13 protein-coding genes are annotated in these 14,993 nt (G+C 64.0%); 1 reads left to right on the forward strand and 12 read right to left on the reverse strand.

The genetic code is table 11. From position 1 onward, the window contains the following. Positions 1 to 60 precede the first annotated feature (60 nt). A complete protein-coding gene (gene msbA, locus DBR47_RS03280; RefSeq protein ID WP_124446792.1) occupies positions 61 to 1,800 on the reverse strand; it encodes a lipid A export permease/ATP-binding protein MsbA in 1,740 nt (579 codons plus the stop codon). 38 nt (positions 1,801 to 1,838) lie between these two features. Between msbA and DBR47_RS03285 the strand changes: the two genes are divergently transcribed. Then, on the forward strand, positions 1,839 to 2,978 hold the full coding sequence (locus DBR47_RS03285; protein WP_124446794.1) for a glycosyltransferase: 1,140 nt from the start codon (positions 1,839 to 1,841) through the stop codon (positions 2,976 to 2,978). On the opposite strand, the gene DBR47_RS03290 is transcribed toward DBR47_RS03285, so the two are convergent. The 11 genes from DBR47_RS03290 to serC form a co-directional block, all read right to left on the reverse strand. Beyond that, on the reverse strand, positions 2,968 to 3,990 hold the full coding sequence (locus DBR47_RS03290) for a glycosyltransferase (RefSeq protein WP_124446796.1): 1,023 nt from the start codon (positions 3,988 to 3,990) through the stop codon (positions 2,968 to 2,970). The two genes, DBR47_RS03285 and DBR47_RS03290, sit on opposite strands and share 11 nt — an antisense overlap. Further along, positions 3,987 to 4,967 (reverse strand): glycosyltransferase family 32 protein, encoded by a 981-nt coding sequence (locus DBR47_RS03295; protein ID WP_124446798.1) that lies wholly within the window; start codon positions 4,965 to 4,967, stop codon positions 3,987 to 3,989. The genes DBR47_RS03290 and DBR47_RS03295 overlap by 4 nt, the downstream gene beginning before the upstream one ends. An 8-nt stretch (positions 4,968 to 4,975) precedes the next feature. After that, positions 4,976 to 5,704: a glycosyltransferase gene (locus DBR47_RS03300; RefSeq protein WP_124446800.1), complete on the reverse strand. Its 729-nt coding sequence runs from the start codon at positions 5,702 to 5,704 to the stop codon at positions 4,976 to 4,978. A gap of 12 nt (positions 5,705 to 5,716) precedes the next feature. Further along, positions 5,717 to 6,865 carry a lipopolysaccharide assembly protein LapB gene (gene lapB / locus DBR47_RS03305; protein WP_124446802.1) on the reverse strand — a complete coding sequence of 383 codons (1,149 nt, stop codon included), beginning with the start codon at positions 6,863 to 6,865 and terminating at the stop codon, positions 5,717 to 5,719. Continuing rightward, on the reverse strand, positions 6,855 to 7,148 hold the full coding sequence (locus tag DBR47_RS03310) for a lipopolysaccharide assembly LapA domain-containing protein (protein WP_124446804.1): 294 nt from the start codon (positions 7,146 to 7,148) through the stop codon (positions 6,855 to 6,857). Before DBR47_RS03310 ends, lapB begins: the two co-directional genes overlap by 11 nt. A gap of 81 nt (positions 7,149 to 7,229) precedes the next feature. Beyond that, positions 7,230 to 7,544, reverse strand: a complete 315-nt coding sequence (locus tag DBR47_RS03315) for an integration host factor subunit beta (protein WP_124446807.1) — start codon at positions 7,542 to 7,544, stop codon at positions 7,230 to 7,232. Positions 7,545 to 7,733: 189 nt separating this feature from the next. Then, positions 7,734 to 9,443 carry a 30S ribosomal protein S1 gene (rpsA, locus tag DBR47_RS03320; protein WP_058719250.1) on the reverse strand — a complete coding sequence of 570 codons (1,710 nt, stop codon included), beginning with the start codon at positions 9,441 to 9,443 and terminating at the stop codon, positions 7,734 to 7,736. Between the two features lie 158 nt (positions 9,444 to 9,601). After that, positions 9,602 to 11,689 (reverse strand): bifunctional 3-phosphoshikimate 1-carboxyvinyltransferase/cytidylate kinase, encoded by a 2,088-nt coding sequence (locus DBR47_RS03325; RefSeq protein ID WP_124446809.1) that lies wholly within the window; start codon positions 11,687 to 11,689, stop codon positions 9,602 to 9,604. Between the two features lie 75 nt (positions 11,690 to 11,764). After that, positions 11,765 to 12,661: a prephenate dehydrogenase/arogenate dehydrogenase family protein gene (locus DBR47_RS03330; protein ID WP_124446811.1), complete on the reverse strand. Its 897-nt coding sequence runs from the start codon at positions 12,659 to 12,661 to the stop codon at positions 11,765 to 11,767. A gap of 15 nt (positions 12,662 to 12,676) precedes the next feature. After that, complete coding sequence (gene pheA, locus DBR47_RS03335; protein WP_124446813.1) at positions 12,677 to 13,795, reverse strand: prephenate dehydratase; 1,119 nt, start codon at positions 13,793 to 13,795, stop codon at positions 12,677 to 12,679. Beyond that, positions 13,788 to 14,909: a 3-phosphoserine/phosphohydroxythreonine transaminase gene (gene serC / locus DBR47_RS03340; protein ID WP_124446815.1), complete on the reverse strand. Its 1,122-nt coding sequence runs from the start codon at positions 14,907 to 14,909 to the stop codon at positions 13,788 to 13,790. The genes pheA and serC overlap by 8 nt, the downstream gene beginning before the upstream one ends. Between the last annotated feature and the right edge of the window lie 84 nt (positions 14,910 to 14,993).

Raw genomic sequence — 14,993 nt, forward strand, 5'->3', positions numbered from 1 at the left:
TCGCCTCTTGTGCGTGGCGCTTCCCCTGGCTTCGACCTGGGTGAGCTATGCCGGAGGTTTTCACTCGCCGTTCTGCGCCCTCACCATGGCCGCATAAGCGCCGTCGCTCGCCAGCAAGGCACTGTGCGTGCCGCTCTCCAGCACCCGGCCTTGGCTCATCACATGGATGGTGTCGGCCGCACGTATGGTGGACAGGCGGTGGGCAATGACGATCAAGGTTTTGCGACCCTGCCATTGCTCCAGGGCTTGCTGCACGGCGCGCTCGCTCTCGGTGTCCAGGGCCGAGGTGGCCTCATCAAACACCCAGATGGGCGCGTCGCGGTACAGCGCCCGGGCAATGGCCAGGCGCTGGCGCTGGCCGCCACTGAGCTTGCTGCCATTGGCGCCCACCACCGTTTCCAGGCCTTGCGGCAGCTCTTGCACAAAGTCCCACAAATGGGCTGCGCGCAGGGCTTGTTCCAGGCGGGCGTCGTCGCGGGGCTGGGCGTAGGCGATGTTGTTGGCCACCGAGGCGTCGAACAGCACGATGTCTTGCGAGACAACGGCGAACTGCTGGCGCAGATTGGCCTTCTTCAGTTCATGGATGGGCACACCATCGAGCAAGACCTGACCCTTCTGGGGCTCGCCGAAGGCCAGCAGCAGATGGATGATGGAGCTCTTGCCTGCGCCCGAGCTGCCCACCAAGGCGGTGGTCTGGCCGGCCTTGAACTGGATGTTCAGTCCGTTCAGCGCGGGGCGCTCGGCGTCGGGGTACTGCAGCATCACATCGCGCATCTCGATCTCGCCGCGCACCTTGTCCAGCGTGCGGCTGCCGTTGTCGGGCTCGCGCGGCATGTCCATCAGGCTCAGGCAGCCACGGGCGATCACCATGGCGCTGGTGATGGGTGGCATCAGGTCGCTCAAGTGCCGCAGGCGCGAGGTCAAGAGCAGCAAGGCGGTGACGAAGGCGGCGAACTCGCCCACGCCGGTCTGGTTCTGGCGCGCTTGCAGCAAGGCCAGGCAGATGATGACCGAGAGGCCCACGCTGGCCACCAGCTGAGACAGCGGTTGGCTGAGGGCTGCCGCGGTCGTTGTCTTCATCGCATTGCCTTGCACGTCTTTGGCAAGAGCGCCGAAGGCGGCGCGCTCGTAGTCGGCCGCGTCAAAGGTGCGCACCACGCGCCAAGCGCGGGTCACATCGTCCACCTTGTTGACCAGGTGGAGCTGCGCATCGTAGGTGCGGGTTCCCATGGCGCGCACGCGCTGGTTGATCTTGCGAACCACCAAGGCCATCAGCGGTGTGGTGATCAGGGACAAAAGCGTGAGCTGCCAGTTCAGGTAAAAAAGGTAGCCCAGCATGGCGATGGCAGGCAAGCCGTCGCGCAGGACGCTCAGCGCGCTATTGCCGACCAAGCTCATGATCTGCTGCGGGTCGTTGACGACCTTGGTGACGGCCGTGCCCGGTTGCAAGCTGGTGAAGACGCGGGAATCGGCCCGCAAAAGCGAGTCCAACAAGGCGGCGCGGAAGTCCATCACGCTGCGCCACAGCGTCCAGTTGAACATGTATTGGCCGGCGAAACTGCAGGCCCCGCGCAAGGCAAACAAGCCAATCAGGGTGACGGGCACCCACCAGATGCTGAAGGAATTTTTTGTGAAGCCGTCGCTGAAGACCAGATTGATCAGCTTGGGGATCAGGGGTTCGGTGACTGCCGCGCCGATATAGGCCAGGACGGTCAGCAGCGCACCCATGCGATAGGGTTTGACGAAGCCAGCCAAACGGCGGGCAATTGGCTTGAAATCGGACGCTTGTTCATCACTCATAGCCTGCCATTGTCGCCGCTGTTTCTATACTGCCCGGCATGAGGAAAAGCGTGGAAAACAACGAGCGAAGAGATGACACCTTGACCAGATCCGAGGCGCCGCGGGTGCTGCACTTCGTGACGGGCGGTTTTTCGGGGGCGACGCAGGTGGCGATTGATCTGTGCTTGGCCTCTTTGCAGACCGGCCGCATCGCGCCGCTGCTGGTGCTGCGCCGCAAACGCAATACCGACAAGGTGCGGGTTCAGGCCTTGCGCGACAAGGGCTTGCAGGTTTGGGTGGTGCCGGGTTGGTCACATCTGGCCACGCTGTGGGCGCTGCGGCGCTTGTGCTTGGCCTTGCGGCCACGGGTGATGGTGGCGCATGGCTTCCCCGAGCATCTGCTGGGCCGTTGGGCCGCGCTATGGGCGGGCGTGTCGGTGCTGACCCAGGTGGAACACAATAGCCGCGAGCGCTACAGCGCCTGGCGGCTCTGGCAGGCCCGCCGATTGGCGCCCTACAGCGCCAAATTGATTGGCGTGTCGGAAGGCGTGCGGCAGCGCCTACTGCAGTTGGGTATGCCGGCGGCCAAGACTCTGGCGATTCCTAATGGGATTGATCTGCGGCGCTTCGAGGCAGCGCAAGGCAAGCCTTTTGCGGCACGTTTGCCGCAGCTGGTGATGTCGGCCCGCTTTGCGCGCCAGAAAGACCATCTGACCCTGATCCGTGCCCTGCACCTGCTGCGTCAGCAAGACCTGGCACCTAAGCTCAAGCTAGGCGGGGCGGGCAAGGCTTCTTACCGCAAAGCGGCGGAGGATTTGGTCCGGCAACTGGGTCTGCAAGACCAGGTCGAGTTCCTGGGCCACTACGGCCAAATGCCCCAGCTTTTGATGGACTCGCAGATCTGCGTGCTCGCCACCCATTACGAAGGCATGCCCCTGGCCTTGGTGGAGGGCATGGCAGCGGGCTGTGCCTGTGTGGCCTCGGATGTGGTGGGTGTCAGCGAGGTGCTCGCCCAGGGCGAGACTGGATTCCTGGTGCCCGAGGGCGATGCCCAGGCCTTGGCCGATGTGCTGGGCCGCCTGCTGCGCGAAGCCGGTCTGGCCGAGCGACTGGGCCGGGCTGCGCGCGAGCGAGCCTTGGCCGAGCATGGCATGCCGCTGATGATTCAGCGTTACGAGGATTTGCTGCTCAGCCTGTAGCTCGGTTGAGCCAGTAGCGCAGCTGCAAGAAGCGCAAGAGTCGCCCGGTCTTGAGGTAGCTGCGCAGCAGTTCCTGCGGCGCGATCGGCGAGCTAGCGGCAAACTGCCGGGCGAAGCGCTTCAAGGCCTTGCCTGCGTCTGCATCGCGCAGCTTTGTGCGGCGCTTGCAGACCCGCACAAAGGTTCGGGCGCAGAAGTGCGCGATCAGGAGCAGACCTTGGGGGCTGAAGCTCAGACCTGGCGCTCGCAAGGCCTTGGGCAAGCCCACCAGGGCGCTCATCCAGTCTTCTAGTTTGCTGGCGTTCAGGCTGCTGAGAATGCTGCCGGGCCGCTGGCGATAAGCCATCCAGACTTCGTTCACATGCATCCAGCGCTGGGCGGTGAGGGCCAGGCGCGGGTAGACGGCCAAGTCTTCAAAGGCTTTGCCTACGGGGAAGCGCAAGTCCTGCGGCCAGGCCGCCCGCCGCACGATCTTGGTCCAGGCATGGAATTGGCCTTGCGCAAACATGCCGGTCAGCAAGGCCTCGGTGTCGGTCTGCAGGCTGTTGGAGGGGCCGGCAAAGGTGGAGACATGGGCGTACTTGGGCTTGGACTGTGTCTGGCCGTCGTCAAAAGAGCGGAAGTCGCACAGCAGCAAATCGAGGCCTTGGGTTGCCGGGCCTTCGATCAAGGCCTTGAGGCGGGGCAGCACACCGGGTTCCATCAAATCATCGGGGTCGACGCACCAGACGTAGCTGCCCTGCGCCGCTGCCAGGCCCGTGTTGCGGGCAGCGCTGAGGCCCTGGTTCTGTGCATGGCGGATCAGGCGAATTTGCTGAGGATGGCGGGCCTGCAGGGCTTCGATCAGCGCGGACGATGCATCGGGCGATGCGTCGTCGACGAAGATCAGCTCCACGCCTTCATCGGCCTGTTGGAGGATGGAGTCGGCACAGGCTTGAAGATAGGCCTCGACTTTATAGACGGGCAGGATCAGGCTTAGCCAAGGAGCGGCCTGCGCGGGCATGCTTGTCATCGTGTCAGTTTGAGCAGTCGGGCCAAGGCGCTTGAGCGTATCCAGCGGCCCTTGGCCAAGCCTTGTTCCACCACCCGGCGGTCATTGCCGCGCAGCTTGATCAGCACCGGCAAGCGGGCCGGGCAGGGCATGAGGGCCAGACGGGCGAAGAGGTGGCGCTTGCGCCAGCCAACGGCGGCGTGGAAGCCCAGTGCAGAGTCCTCGGCGCGCAACAGGCTCAGGCGGTATTGTTCGGGCGCCAGATCCAGCAGATCGGAGGCGGCCATATGCATCAGCAGATAGCACTGAAAGTCCGGGGTCAGGTTTTGCGCGACCCGCTCCAAGCGGCCTTGTTCGCGCAGACGCTGCAGATTGGCCTCGGCTCCCAGAGCCAAGACCTCGTCAAAGGCCTGGGCCAGGGCGACGACAAAGGGGCTGGCGGGCACGGCGGCCATGAACCAATTCTCGATCAGGGGCAGCGCGGGGCGCGTGCTTGAGCTGTCGAGATAAAAGCCTATGTACTCGGCCTGGGTGCGGGCGCGCTGTTCGTGCACCCAGGACAGATCGCGGCACAAGACCGTGGAAGCATCCATCCAGATGCCGCCATGGCGGGCCAATAACTGCACGCGGAGCCAGTCGGCCTGGCGATAGGCGGGCAGGCCGTCAAAGCCGGCGGCCAAGCTGTCGGCGTCAATCCATTGAAGCAGGCTGCGGCGATTCAGCAGGCGCAACTCATGGTCCGGCGCTTGATCGCGCCAGTTTTGCAGGCATTGCTGGATCAGCGGTGGTGGTGCACCGGGCTCCCAATAGCTCCAGATGATGCGCGGGATGCTGGTCTGAAGCTCGGGCGCATTGGCGCCTATCAGGCATTCCTGCGCCCGTTCGGGCACTTTGGCAAAGGCCACGCGAGCCAGTTCACGCAGCAGCAGAAGCAGAACCAGCAGGCCTAGGCCTAGCAGGCCCAGGCTCAGCATGAGCGGCCAGGAAGGGCTTGCCATGGGCTTGATTACTCCCGCCAGTGGTCAGCGATCCAGCGGGCCGGCCGCGCATGCCGCCAATTGCCGTTGTTTCGGCCGGCCAGGGCGTCGGGCGGGTTCATCACGCCGTGGAAGATCAGGATTCGGGCACCCTTGGGGATGAAGGGGTCGCGCCAGAAGCTGCTGGGCCACCAAGGAATGCAGTGGTATTTGTAGCTGGCGCACCAGCTGCTGTCCCAGTACTGCAGCTTGCCCTGTTTGTGCAGCACATCGCTCAAAAAGGCTTGCTCGTTGCGGAATTCGGCCTTGGCCTTGGCCTGGTTCTCACGGAACTGCTGCAAGACATCGGCATGCGCGCCCAGGGTGAAGCGGTAGACCGAGGAGTTGCCGGTGATGCGCCAGGGGCGCTTCCAGTCGTGAATAATCAGGAACTCACCCGGCACTTCAAAAAAAGGTGTGATGTCGTCGGTGATGACCACATCCAGATCCAGGAAGAGCGCGGTGCCGCGCAGGCCGTGCAAGTCGGCCTCGAAGGTGGTCAGCTTCTTCCAGCCCCGCTCCGGCTCGCCATTTGGCAGGGTCAGCTCGGGGATGGGCAGGCATTGCACCTCGTCGCGAATGCCCTCCGTGCGATCGGTCAGGCAGACGAATTTGAACTCGCCCTTGAGATGCCGGCGCACCATAGCGTAGAGACGGTTGACGTACTCGGGGCCGTACTTGGTACCCCATTTCATGCAGAGGATGACGCGCTCGTCCATGCTTGTTCTTCTTTACAGTTCTTCTACGTGACGGGGCGGATAGGTGTCCCAATTCAGGCAGCCAGGGCATTGCCAGAAATAGTGTTGGGCCTCGAAGCCGCAGGCGGCACAGCGGTAGCGCTGCAGAGGCCGCGCGGCGCGATCCAGGGCGCTACCGACCAAGGGGGCCTCGGCCTCGCTGAGCTGGCTGCCACTCACGGCCAGCAGATTGCGGGCCGCCGACAGGCTGGGCTGCTCGCGCAGATGTTCGGCCAGGCGCTGGCGTTGCTGGGCGGCGGCGGGCTCCAGCTTGGCGATCGCGGCCAGCAGATGCAGACCCGGCGTGCGTTGGTACTGGCTGCTCAAGGTGGCCAAGGCGCGCTCGGTGGCGCCGCAGGCTAAAGCGGCCTCGGCGTAGTCTTTTGCGACCAGATTGAAGGCTTCCGGGTTCAGGGCCAGCAACTCGGCATAGGCATTCATCGCGGCCTCGGCCTGGCCGGCCCGGGCCAGCATCTGGCCGCCCAGCACATGGGCTCGGGCGGCTTGGGGTGCGGCCTCTCTCGCTTCGCGCAGCAAGGCTTGTGCCTCCTCGGTCTGGGCACGGGCTTGCGCTTCCAGGGCCAGCTCGCACAGGTAATGCGCCACTCGGGTCGCAAACGAGGCAGTGCCGCTGAGCTCCAGGTGGCGGGCCACGTCCACTGCCTTGCGCCAGTCACGCGAGCGCTCGAACAGGGAAAGGAGTGCCAGCTCGGCCTCGTGTTCAAACGCCGTGCCGCGCAGGGCCGAGAAGGCCTCTTCTGCGCGGTCAAACAAGCCGGCCTTGAAGAAGTCCTGTGCCAAGGCGTGCTGGGCGCGATCGCGCTCGCTGCGGGGCAGATCGCCGCGTTGCAACAGATGCTGGTGCACCCGCACGGCGCGCTCGTACTCGCCGCGGCGGCGGAATAGATTGCCCAGGGCGAAATGCAGCTCCGAGGTGTCGGGGTCGTTTTGGACGGCTTCGATGAAGGCGTCGATGGCCTTGTCCTGCTGCTCGTTGAGCAACAGGTTCAGGCCTTTGAAATAGGCTTTGGGGGCATCGCGCTGTTCGCGCTTCCACTGCCGGGTGTCGAGCTTGGAGGCCAGCCAACCCAGGGCGAAAGCGGCCGGCAGGACGAAGAGCAGCCAGCGGGGATCAAATTCCATCGTGTATCACGGCAGGGGGCTGGGGCTCATTGCTGCTGCCCGCCGGGCTCGTCTCGGGTGCGGCACGCTTGGCTTGGGCGCGGTGTTTCCACCAGGCCGGCACCATGGCCAAGACGCCGAGGGCGCAACCGAAACCGAAGGCGGTGAGCACGACGATCACCAGGGGCGCGCGCCACTCATGACCGAAGAACCAGCGCACATCGACCTCGTGGCTGTTGTTCAGCGCAAAAGCAAAGAGCGTGAAGAAGAGGAAGGCTCGAAAAAGCCAGATGAAGATGCGCATGGTGTCAGCATTCTAAGCCGGGGCAACCATGGTCGAGCGAGGCCGGGCTGGCCTGGCAGCCCAAGCTCGCAAATGCGAGTCTCAAGCGTCTTGGGGCGCGGCAGCGGCTGCACCGCCCTTGGCATCGACGGCCTCGCGCAAGGCCTTGCCGGGCTTGAAGTGGGGCACCAGCTTTTCGGGGATCAAGACCTGCTCGCCGCTGCGTGGGTTGCGGCCCATGCGAGGCGGGCGTCGATTGACCTGGAAGCTGCCGAAGCCACGAATTTCGATGCGGTGGCCGCGCGCCAGGGCATCGGACATGGCGTCCAGAATCGTTTTGACGGCGAACTCGGTGTCGCGCTGGGCCAATTGGCCAAAGCGGTCAGACAGCAAAGCAACCAGGTCGGAGCGGGTCATGTTCTTGGGTTCGGTGCGGTTGTTTGGGCGCGAGGTCTTGCGTAAAACATCAGGGCGGAAATTCTTTACGCAATGCCTGGAGCCGATTGAAAAGGGCTCGCACTTGGAAGTGACGAGCCCTTTTGAGCGAGGCGAGATTAGCACAGTGAACAGGCCGCAAAGCCTGTTCATCCTGCCATTTCGGCCTGATTAGCCTTGGTTGTCCAGCTTGGCGCGCAGCAGGGCGCCCAGGCTGGTCGTGCCGGCGCTTTCGCGCTCGGCAGTAGCGCTCAGGCGCTGCATGGCTTCTTGGTTGTCGGCGTTGTCCTTGGCCTTGATCGACAGCTGAATATTGCGGGTCTTGCGATCCACATTCACGATCAGGGCGGAGACTTCGTCGCCTTCCTTCAGCACATTGCGAGCGTCTTCGACGCGGTCGCGGCTGATTTCCGAAGCGCGCAGATAGCCCAGCACTTCGTCGGCCAGTTCGATCTCGGCGCCACGGGCGTCAACAGTCTTGACCTTGCCGGTCACCGTCATGCCGCGGTCATTGACCGTGGTGTAGGTGGTGAAGGGGTCGCTGTCCAGCTGCTTGATGCCCAGGGAGATGCGCTCGCGCTCAACGTCCACGGCCAGCACCAGGGCTTCGACTTCTTGGCCCTTCTTGAAGTTGCGCACGGCAGCTTCGCCGGTTTCGTTCCACGACAGGTCAGACAGGTGCACCAGGCCGTCGATGCCTTGAGCCAGGCCAACGAACACGCCGAAGTCGGTGATCGACTTGACGGGGCCCTTGACGCGGTCGCCGCGCTTGACGGTTTCAGCGAAATCTTCCCAAGGATTGGCCTTGCACTGCTTCATGCCCAGGGAGATGCGACGCTTGTCTTCGTCGATTTCCAGGACCATGACTTCGACTTCGTCGCCCAGGGTGACCAGCTTGGAAGGAGCAACGTTCTTGTTGGTCCAGTCCATTTCGGACACGTGCACCAGACCTTCGATGCCGGGTTCGATCTCAACGAATGCGCCGTAGTCAGCGATGTTGGTGATCTTGCCGAACAGGCGGGTGCTGGTGGGGTAACGACGAGCAACGCCGAACCAAGGATCGTCGCCCAGCTGCTTCAGACCCAGCGAAACGCGGTTCTTCTCAGCATCGAACTTCAGGATCTTGGCGGTCAGTTCCTGACCAACCGTGACCACTTCGCTCGGGTGACGGACACGGCGCCATGCCATGTCGGTGATGTGCAGCAGGCCGTCGATGCCGCCCAGGTCCACGAAGGCACCGTATTCGGTGATGTTCTTGACCACGCCTTGAACGATGGCGCCTTCGGCCAGCGTTTCCAGCAGCTTGGCGCGCTCTTCGCCCATCGAAGCTTCAACCACAGCACGACGCGACAACACGACGTTGTTGCGCTTGCGGTCCAGCTTGATGACCTTGAACTCCATGGTCTTGCCTTCGTACGGGCTCATGTCCTTGACCGGACGGGTGTCCAGCAGGGAACCCGGCAGGAAGGCGCGGATGCCGTTGACCAGCACGGTCAGGCCGCCCTTGACCTTGCCCGACACGGTACCGGTCACGAAGTCGCCCGACTCCAGTGCGGTTTCCAGCGACAGCCACGAGGCCAGACGCTTGGCCTTGTCGCGCGACAGGATGGTGTCGCCGTAGCCGTTTTCGATGGCGTCAATCGCCACGGAAACGAAGTCGCCGATTTGAACTTCCAGTTCGCCCTGGTCGTTCTTGAATTCTTCGATTGGCACGTAGGCTTCAGACTTGAGGCCGGCGTTCACAACCACAAAGCTGTGCTCAACGCGCACGACTTCGGCCGAGATCACTTCACCGGCGCGCAGGTCGGAGCGCTGCAGCGACTCCTCGAACATGGCGGCAAAAGAGTCGGGAGCGAAGGCTGCGGTTTGGGTTTGGGACATGAGGTTTCCTGGACCTGCTGCAACAAGCGTTTGTTCGCAGGCGGTGGGTGCAAGGCGCGGGAGCGCTTTGCGGGTTAGGTTGTTGACAGCGCCCGGGCGGAGAGCCTGGGCGACGTTTTTGGGCTTTGGATGATCTCCTGGGCCCGGCCTTGCAACGCTCAACGCTGAGCGCCAAAAGGCCTGGTTTCAGCCCACCAAGACAACACCAAATTCACTGATTGCTCAATGGTTTGGGCCGAGTTGTCGAGCATCCGCGCATCTTGCGCAGGGTGTAGGGGCGATGCCGCGCGGCTCTTATCCCGCGCGTCACGCGCCTCCAAATCTTGACGCAAGCTCACGATATTAGCCGAAATCCCCTTGGAAATCAATTGCTTATGGCGCCGCTCGGCCCGCGTTGCCGCGCTGGCCGTGAGGAAAACCTTGAGCTCGGCATCGGGAAATACATCGGTGCCCATATCGCGCCCATCGGCCACCAGGCCGGGCAGGCGGCGGAAATTGAGCTGCAATTGATTGAGCGCGGCGCGCACCGGCGGGTGGGCCGCCACCTGGGAGGCCATCAAGCCGGTGGCCTCGCGGCGCAGGTCCTCGCTGATGTCTTCTTCGTCCAGCCAGACATGGCCGTTCTTGAAGCTCAGATTGAGTTGGGCAGCCACGGCGGCCACGGCCTCGCCGTCGTCCAGATCAACCTCGCCTCGGTGGGCCGCCAGGGCGCAGGCGCGGTAGAGCGAGCCGGAGTCCAGGATCACATAGCCCAGGGCATGGGCGATCTGGTCCGCCAGCGTGCCCTTGCCGGAGGCGGTGGGGCCGTCGATGGTGATGACGGGGATGTCTTCGCGGCGCGCCTCCACCACCTCGAACAGGGTTTCGAAATAGTCGGGGAAGGTCTTGGCCACGCATTGCGGGTCCAGGATGCGCACCGGCACGGCGGTGTCGGCGGGTTGCGTGTCGCTGCGGCTGGCTTGCGGATCGGGGTGGTTTTTGATGCGCTGGGGCGAGCGATCACTCAGCAACCCGTTGAAGGCGGCCAGCGAGAAGCACATGGCCATGCGATGGTCGTCATAGGTGTGAATGCTGGCGGCCTGCCAGGCGCGCAGGGGCTGCACGCGCAGCCAGTCCGGGCCTTCCTCGACTTCGGCGCCTAGCTTGCGCAGTTCGGTGCACATGGCGCTGATGCGATCGGTTTCCTTGACTCGCCAGCTGGCGATATTTCGCAGCGTCGTGGGGCCGTCGGCGTACAAGCCCATCACGGCCAGGGTCATGGCGGCGTCGGGAATGTGGTTGCAGTCCAGATCGATGCCACGCAGCGGCCAGGCGCCGCGCCGTACTTCCAGCCAGTTCGGGCCGGTTTCGACCAAGGCGCCCATGGCCTGCGCGGCCTCGACAAAGCGCACATCGCCCTGCAAGCTGGTCTGCCCCACGCCCTCGATGCGCAGCGCCTCATCGCTGGCCGCGATGGCGCCCAAAGCGATGAAGTAGGAGGCCGAGGAGGCGTCGCCCTCCACATGCAGATCACCGGGTGAGCGATAGCTTGAGCCCGCAGGGATGGTGAAGCGCTGCCAGCCCTCGCGCTGCACTTGGATGCCAAAGCGCTCCAGCAGGGCCAGGGTGATGTGGATATAGGGCTTGGAGATCAGCTCGCCGATGACTTCGATCACCACATCCTGATTCTCAGCCACCAGGGGCAGGGCCAGCAGCAAGGCGGTGAGGAATTGGCTGGAGACATCGCCGCGCACCTTGACCGGCTGACCCAGTTTGAGCGTGGAGGGGCCCTTGAGCTTGAGCGGCGGATAGCCCTCCTGGCCCAGGCAGTCAATCTCGCAGCCCAGTAGGCGCAGGGAGTCCACCAGGTCGCCGATCGGGCGCTCGTGCATGCGCGGCACGCCGCTCAACTCGAATTCACCGCCTTGGCTGGCGGCCAGCAAGGCCAGTGCGGCTGTCAGCGGCCGCATGGCGGTGCCGGCATTGCCGAGGAAAAGCTGAGCCTGACGGGTTTGGAATTGCCCACCAACGCCGGTGACATGCAGCACGCCAGCGTGGTCGGTCTTGAGCTGGCAGCCCAGGGTCTTGAGCGAGGCCAGCATCACGGCCGTGTCATCGGAGTCCAGCAAATCGTGGACGGCTGTCGTTCCCTCGGAGAGGCCGGCCAGCAGCAGCACCCGATTGGAGATGCTTTTGGAGCCCGGCAGGCGCACCGTGCCAGCGGCGCTGCGCAAGGGGGGGAGGTCGAGGAAGGGAATCTTGAACATGGGGGAGGGCAATTCAGTAAAGATGCGGCCGAGGCACAGGCCTGGCGCCGCAAGAGGAGCAGGGCAGTGCCTGGCTTACTTGGCTTGGCGAGGCGTGCCGATTTGACCCATCTGCCCCATCTGCCACTGGCCGCGGGCATCGGAGATCAGGCGGATGCGTGCCTCCAGGGCGGCGGCATCGTCGGATTTGAGCAGGGTCTCCAGCGCGTCCAGGGTCTGGCGAAATCGTTGCGACTGCACCAAGACCTCGGCCTTGTTGGCCATCAGAATATCGCGCCAGACAGCCGGGTCGCCGGCCGCGATGCGGGTGAAGTCGCGAAAGCCGGGGCCGGCCAGGCTGAGGAAGTCGCGCCCGGCGGGCTGAGTCGCCACCGATTGGAAAAATGCGAAGGCCAAGAGATGGGGCAGATGGCTCACGGCGGCAAAAGCGGCATCGTGATTCTTGGGCGACATCTTCAGCACTTGCGCGCCCAGATTGGCCCAGACATCGGTGGCGCGTTGCACGGCCTGGGCCGAGGTTTCGGCCAGGGGGGTCAGGATAACGGTGCGGCCTTGGTAAAGGCTGGCGTCGGCGTGCTGGACGCCACCAGTTTCTTTGCCCGCGATAGGGTGGGCCGGCACAAAGCTGGGCAGGCGATCGCCCAAGGCTCGGCGAGCCGCGTCCACCACATCACATTTGGTGGAGCCCACATCCATCAGCAGCACCTGCGGGCCGACCAGATGGCGAATGGCCTTCAGCGTCGATTCGGTGGCGGACACCGGCACGGCCAGCAAGACGATGTCGGAGCCGGAGACGGCCAGCAGGGCCGAGTCGGCCGCCACATCGATGACGCCCATGCGCCTGGCGGCCTCGGTGGTGGAGGGCGATTTGCTATAGCCCACCACATGCTTGACCAGGCCGGCCTTCTTCATCGCCAGGGCGAAAGATCCGCCCATCAGGCCGCAGCCGATCACGCCCAGTTGCTTGAACATAAGCTGATTCCGTCCTCAAGCTTTCAGGGGGTAGGCGCCGATGATTTTGAAGAAGGCGCACAACTCGCGCAGTTCGGCCAGGGCTGCCGCCACATGGGGCTGCGAGGGGTGGCCGTCCAGATCGATGTAGAAATAGTAATCCCATTGGCCGGTACGGGCGGGGCGTGATTCCAGTCGCGTCATCGAGACGCCATGCGTCTTCAGCGGCACCAGCAAATCATGCATGGCGCCGGGGCGATTCGGCACCGAGACGATCAGGCTGGTGCAGTCGCGGCCCGAGGCCGGCGGCGTGGCCATGGTCTGGGGCAGGGTGATGACGGCAAAACGGGTGCGGTTATAGGCCTCGTCCTGCACCGCATGGGCCACGATGTGCAGACCGAACAAGGTGGAGGCGCGCTCGCTGGCGATGGCAGCCCAGGCCGGATTGCTGGCCGCCAGGCGGGCACCCTCGGCATTGCTGGAGACGGCGCGGCGCTCGGCGTCCGGCAGATGTTTGTTGAGCCAGTTTTGGCATTGGGCCAGCGCCTGTGGATGGGCCAGCACCGCTTCGATGCCTTGCAAGGAATTCTCTTTCCGCATCAGGTTGTGGCGGATCAAGAGGCTGACCTCGCCCACCACATGGGTGGGGGTGTGCAAAAACAGATCCAGCGAGCGGGTCACCACCCCCTCGGTCATATTCTCGACGCCCACCACGCCGTATTGGGCGCTGCCGCTGGCGGTGGCGTGGAAGACCTCGTCAAAGCTGGCGCAGTAGATCAGGTCCGCCGCGCCGCCAAAGTACTCGATCGCGGCCTGCTCACAGAAAGTACCCACCGGGCCCAGCACGGCCACGCGCTGGGGCGACTCAAGAGCCAAGCAGGCCGACATGATCTCGCGCCAGATGGCGGCCACATGCTCGGCCTTGAGCGGGCCGGGGTTGGCGGTCTTGATCTTCTCGATCACCTGGGCCACGCGGTCGGGGCGGAAGAAGGGCGTGCCTTCGCGGCGCTTGACCTCACCCACCTGCTCGGCCACATGGGCGCGGCGATTCAAGAGATCCAGCAATTGCTGGTCCAGCGCGTCGATTTGATCGCGCAAGCCCAAAAGTTCCGGTGCCGCCGCAGGGGCGGGCGTGCCGGCCGGGATGTCAGCCATATTGAGCCTCAAAGTCCTTCAAGTACGCCACCAGGGCTTGCACGCCCTCCAGTGGCATCGCGTTATAGATCGATGCACGCATGCCGCCCACCGACTTGTGGCCTTTGAGTTGCAGCAGATTGCGCGCCTTCGCTCCATCCAGGAAGGCACTCGTGAGTTGCGGCGTGTTGTACTCGCCGCGCAGATAAAAGGGGATGTTCATGCGCGAGCGGGCATTGGCCGCGACGCGGTTTTCAAACAGATTCGAAGCGTCCAGCGCGCCGTAGAGCAGCTGGGCCTTGTCGATATTTCGCTGCTCGATGGCGGCCACGCCGGTCTTGCCGGCATAGCTGAAGCGCTTGAGCCACTGAAACACCAGGCCGGCCACATAAATAGAGAAAGTGGGCGGGGTGTTGTACATGGACTGAGCAGCCGCCACGGTCTTGTAGTCAAAGGCCGAGGGGCAGATGGGCAGGGCATGGCCCAGCAAATCGTCGCGCACGAACACCAGGGTCAGGCCGGCGGGGCCGATGTTTTTTTGCGCGCCGCCAAAAGCCAGGCCCACCTTGGACCAGTCGATGCTGCGCGAGAGCTGGTGCGACGAGCAGTCGATCACCAGCGGCGCCTGGCTGCCCAGGGCCTTCAGGTCGGGCAACTCGTGGAACTCGACGCCATCAATCGTTTCATTGCTGCAGACATGCACATAGGCAGCGTCGGCGCTGAGCTGCCAGCTCTCGGGCTTCGGCAACTCGGTGAATTTTGAGGCCGAGGCATCGGCCGCGATATTCACCGTGGCATAACGTTTAGCCTCGTCGGCGCTCTTCTTCGACCAGGAGCCGGTGACGATGGCGTCCACCTTGCCGCCGCGCGAGAGATTCATCGGCACGATGGCGTTCTCGGCCAGGCCGCCGCCCTGCATGAAGAGGATGCGGAAGTTGGCCGGCACCTGCAGCAGAGCACGCAAATCGCTCTCAGCCTCGGCGCAGATGCGGGTGAACTCGGGTCCGCGATGGCTCATTTCCATCACGCTCATGCCGCTGCCATGCCAGTCCAGCATCTCGGCAGCGACTTGATTCAGCACCTCTTCAGGCAGGGCCGCGGGGCCGGCGGAAAAATTGAAGGGGCGCTGAGTCATGGGCTGGCTGCTTGGCAGATTGGACGGGACTGAATATCGAGCCGCCTCGGTACGTCCGCACAGAGCCGACGCGTCGAGGCGGGT

It is taken from the genome of Paucibacter sp. KBW04, from assembly GCF_003852425.1.
Classification (GTDB): Bacteria; Pseudomonadota; Gammaproteobacteria; order Burkholderiales; family Burkholderiaceae_C; genus Paucibacter_A.

Coding starts and splice junctions, on each gene's coding strand:
- msbA (WP_124446792.1), bottom strand. CDS start 1,800: ATGAGTGATGAACAAGCGTCCGATTTCAAGCCAATTGCCCGCCGTTTG.
- DBR47_RS03285 (WP_124446794.1), top strand. CDS start 1,839: ATGAGGAAAAGCGTGGAAAACAACGAGCGAAGAGATGACACCTTGACC.
- DBR47_RS03290 (WP_124446796.1), bottom strand. CDS start 3,990: ATGACAAGCATGCCCGCGCAGGCCGCTCCTTGGCTAAGCCTGATCCTG.
- DBR47_RS03295 (WP_124446798.1), bottom strand. CDS start 4,967: ATGGCAAGCCCTTCCTGGCCGCTCATGCTGAGCCTGGGCCTGCTAGGC.
- DBR47_RS03300 (WP_124446800.1), bottom strand. CDS start 5,704: ATGGACGAGCGCGTCATCCTCTGCATGAAATGGGGTACCAAGTACGGC.
- lapB (WP_124446802.1), bottom strand. CDS start 6,865: ATGGAATTTGATCCCCGCTGGCTGCTCTTCGTCCTGCCGGCCGCTTTC.
- DBR47_RS03310 (WP_124446804.1), bottom strand. CDS start 7,148: ATGCGCATCTTCATCTGGCTTTTTCGAGCCTTCCTCTTCTTCACGCTC.
- DBR47_RS03315 (WP_124446807.1), bottom strand. CDS start 7,544: ATGACCCGCTCCGACCTGGTTGCTTTGCTGTCTGACCGCTTTGGCCAA.
- rpsA (WP_058719250.1), bottom strand. CDS start 9,443: ATGTCCCAAACCCAAACCGCAGCCTTCGCTCCCGACTCTTTTGCCGCC.
- DBR47_RS03325 (WP_124446809.1), bottom strand. CDS start 11,689: ATGTTCAAGATTCCCTTCCTCGACCTCCCCCCCTTGCGCAGCGCCGCT.
- DBR47_RS03330 (WP_124446811.1), bottom strand. CDS start 12,661: ATGTTCAAGCAACTGGGCGTGATCGGCTGCGGCCTGATGGGCGGATCT.
- pheA (WP_124446813.1), bottom strand. CDS start 13,795: ATGGCTGACATCCCGGCCGGCACGCCCGCCCCTGCGGCGGCACCGGAA.
- serC (WP_124446815.1), bottom strand. CDS start 14,909: ATGACTCAGCGCCCCTTCAATTTTTCCGCCGGCCCCGCGGCCCTGCCT.